The organism is Micromonospora sp. M51, from assembly GCF_018070305.1.
GTDB lineage: Bacteria > Actinomycetota > Actinomycetes > Mycobacteriales > Micromonosporaceae > Micromonospora > Micromonospora parva.
The window spans coordinates 1-2,629 of the sequence record NZ_JAGPXZ010000807.1 but is presented as its reverse complement, the minus strand read 5'-3'; the positions used below and the strand labels follow the sequence as shown (position 1 = coordinate 2,629).

The 2,629-nt window shown below is 75.4% G+C and carries 3 protein-coding genes; 2 read left to right on the top strand and 1 reads right to left on the bottom strand.

All coding sequences use genetic code 11. The annotated features are described in order from the left end of the window. The coding region (locus tag KBX53_RS29105) for an ABC transporter permease (protein WP_210862796.1) at positions 1 to 1,293 on the top strand (1,293 nt) is incomplete at its 5' end. A gap of 42 nt (positions 1,294 to 1,335) precedes the next feature. Then, positions 1,336 to 2,367: a hypothetical protein gene (locus KBX53_RS29100; protein WP_210862794.1), complete on the top strand. Its 1,032-nt coding sequence runs from the start codon at positions 1,336 to 1,338 to the stop codon at positions 2,365 to 2,367. 1 nt (position 2,368) lies between these two features. Here KBX53_RS29100 and KBX53_RS29095 read toward each other — a convergent pair. Next, positions 2,369 to 2,629 (bottom strand): heme-binding protein (locus KBX53_RS29095; RefSeq protein WP_210862792.1); only part of this gene is annotated, 261 nt, incomplete at its 5' end.

The following is a 2,629-nucleotide window of genomic DNA, read 5'->3' as shown; positions in this document are numbered from 1 at the left end:
CAGCGGCCGATCGGCCGGCTGCGCGCCGCCACGGGGACGTTGCTCCTCGCGACGGGGGTGGCGCTCAGTGTCGGCACGGCAACCGCCGACGAGGCTCGGGTGGCGGCGCAGTACGCGCTCTACGCGGTGATGGCCCTGGTGGCCGGTGCCACAGTGCTCGCCCCGGTGGTGGTCGGGCCGCTGGTGCGGCTGCTGCGTTCCCCGGTGCGTCGCCCCGGTGGTGCGATCGGGATGCTGGTCCGGGGCGGGGCGTTGACAGCGACCCGGCGGACCGCCGCCATCGCCGCTCCGGTGCTGCTCACCGTCGCGTTCGCGGTGCTGGTCTCCGGGATGGTGCGCACCACCAGCGCCGCGTACGCGGCCGGTCGGGCGGACAACGTGAACGCCGGCTGGATCGTCGTGCCGGACCGTGCGCCCGGCCTGTCCGACCGGGCCGTCGCCGCGACCGGCGGCACCGCGCTCCTGCCCACCACCGTCTACCGCACCGACCCCGCGACGCCGCCGAAGGACCGGCCGCTGACGGCGCTGGGCGTGGAGCCGGAGGGCTTCGCCGCCGCGAACCGGGTACTCACCGTCGTCGCCGGCTCGCTGGACGACCTGACGGGCGCCGACACCGTGGTGGTCACCGCGTCGGCGAACCTGCTGCCGTCCGAGCCGTACCCGGTGGTCTTCGCCGACGGGACGTCGGTGTCGTTGCGCGTCGTCGCCGTGGTCACCGACACCTCGATCCCCGGCGACCTGCTCGTACCCCGGGCCGTGGTGCGGGCGCACGACCCGTCGGCGCTGACCTCCACCGTGTACCTCCGGGACCGGATCGATCCGCCCGTCGGCGCGCGGATCCTCGACGTCCCGGCTTGGGCGGCCGAGGCGGACGCCGCCGAGGACCGCCTCGTCTGGCTCTTCACACTGCTGCTGATCGGGGTGTCGGCCGGTTACGGTGCCATCGCGGTGGCCAACACGCTGTTGCTGGCCGCCGCCGGCCGCGCCGCCGACCTGCGGCTGATCCGGATGGCCGGGGCGACCCGACGGCAGGTCATCTGGCTGGTCACCGCCGAGTCCGCACTGGTGGTGCTGATCGGCGCCCTGCTGGGTGGGGCTGTCGCGTTCGTCGGCCTGCTCAGCGTCCGTGCCGGCCTCGCCGAGCAGGTCGGTGCCCCTGTCGACCTGATGGTGCCGTGGCCGGTGGTCGCCGGGGTGGTGGGGTTGTGTCTGCTGCTCGCGGTGCTGTCGAGTGTGCTGCCGACGTGGCGGTTGCTGCGTCACCGTCCCGCCCGGTCACCGGTCGGCGGATGACCGCGCCCCCCGCGGAGCCCAGCCGGCCGTTACCGTCCATGGATGCGATCCGCGCGCCCGGTCGGGCTGTTCCTCTCCGCCGTCGCCGTGCTGCTCTGGGCGTACGGCATGACCAGGTGGCAACCGCTGACCGAGCCGCTCGGCCCGTGGTCGGAGCGCCTGCCGGGCAACAACGCCTACTGGGCGCGCGACCTGCGGTTCATGGCGATCATGGCGGTGTCGCTCGGGTTGGTGCTGGCCGGGCGCGGTCAGCAGCGGTGGGGCGGCCCGGCGGTGCTGCTGGGTGGCTGCTGGGTCGCCGCCGACGTGGCGATCGACCGGGCCGACCCGATCGGCGTCGACGCGACGGTGCTGCTCGCCGTCGGCGGTTGCGCCGTGCTCGGCGGGGTGGCGGCGGTTCCGCTGTGGTGGGAGCGCCGCACGTCCTCGGCACGCGAGCCTGGCCGGCCACAGCGGGAGCGCGGCGCGCCTGCGGCCACCGACCGGCGGGTGCTGACCGGCGCGGCCTGCGTGGCCGGGGTGCTGACGCTGGTGGCCGCCGCGATGGAGTCACCGACCGACCGGGAGCCGGAGCTGAACCAGGGCGCCCTGGCCACGGCGGCGCTGCTGGTGGCCGTCGCGGTCGGCGCCGGGCTGGCGGCGGCTCCGGCGCGGACCCGGGCCCGCGTCGCGTTGGCGGCCGGCGTCTCGGGGGCCGCCCTGCTCGGGGTGGGGCTGGTTCGTGCCGTCGCGCCCGGCTCCCGCCTGCTGCCGGTGGCCGCGCTCGGTGCGGTGCTGCTCACCGGGGTCACCCTGCTGGCCTGGGACTGGCCGGGCGGCCGGCCGGTCTGGTGGCATCACGGGGTGGCGGCTCTCCTCGCGTTGGTGGGCCCGGTCGTGTTTCTGGTGGCCACTGCCGTCCCCATGATGATCGCGCTGCCGATCGGCGCGGCGTTCACCTCGTTGGCCGGCAACAGCCCGATCAACGCCGCCGACTCCGATCTGCTGGTCTCACTGGCCGGGCTGCTCGCCGGGCTGGGAATGGCGGTGCTGCTGGCCCGACCGAGCATCGACGACCGCCGGCAGCTCCGATAGCTCACTCCACGACCGGCAGCACGACCTCGTTGCGGCGCAGGAACCACGGCTTCCACGGCCTGTCGAAACGCGCGTACCGGATGGCACCGGTGGGTTGCAGCCCGGCCGCGGTCACCGACCGGCCGAGCATTGTCGCCCGCTGACTGAACGCCTGCTCCGTCCACCGCCCGGAGAACCGCATCGCCGCCGCCAGCCGCGCCGCCACCGGGTGGATCCGCACCCGGGCGTCCACCGGCTCGGGCAGGGTGGCGGTGGTGAAGGT

Coding starts and splice junctions, on each gene's coding strand:
- KBX53_RS29100 (WP_210862794.1), top strand. CDS start 1,336: ATGCGATCCGCGCGCCCGGTCGGGCTGTTCCTCTCCGCCGTCGCCGTG.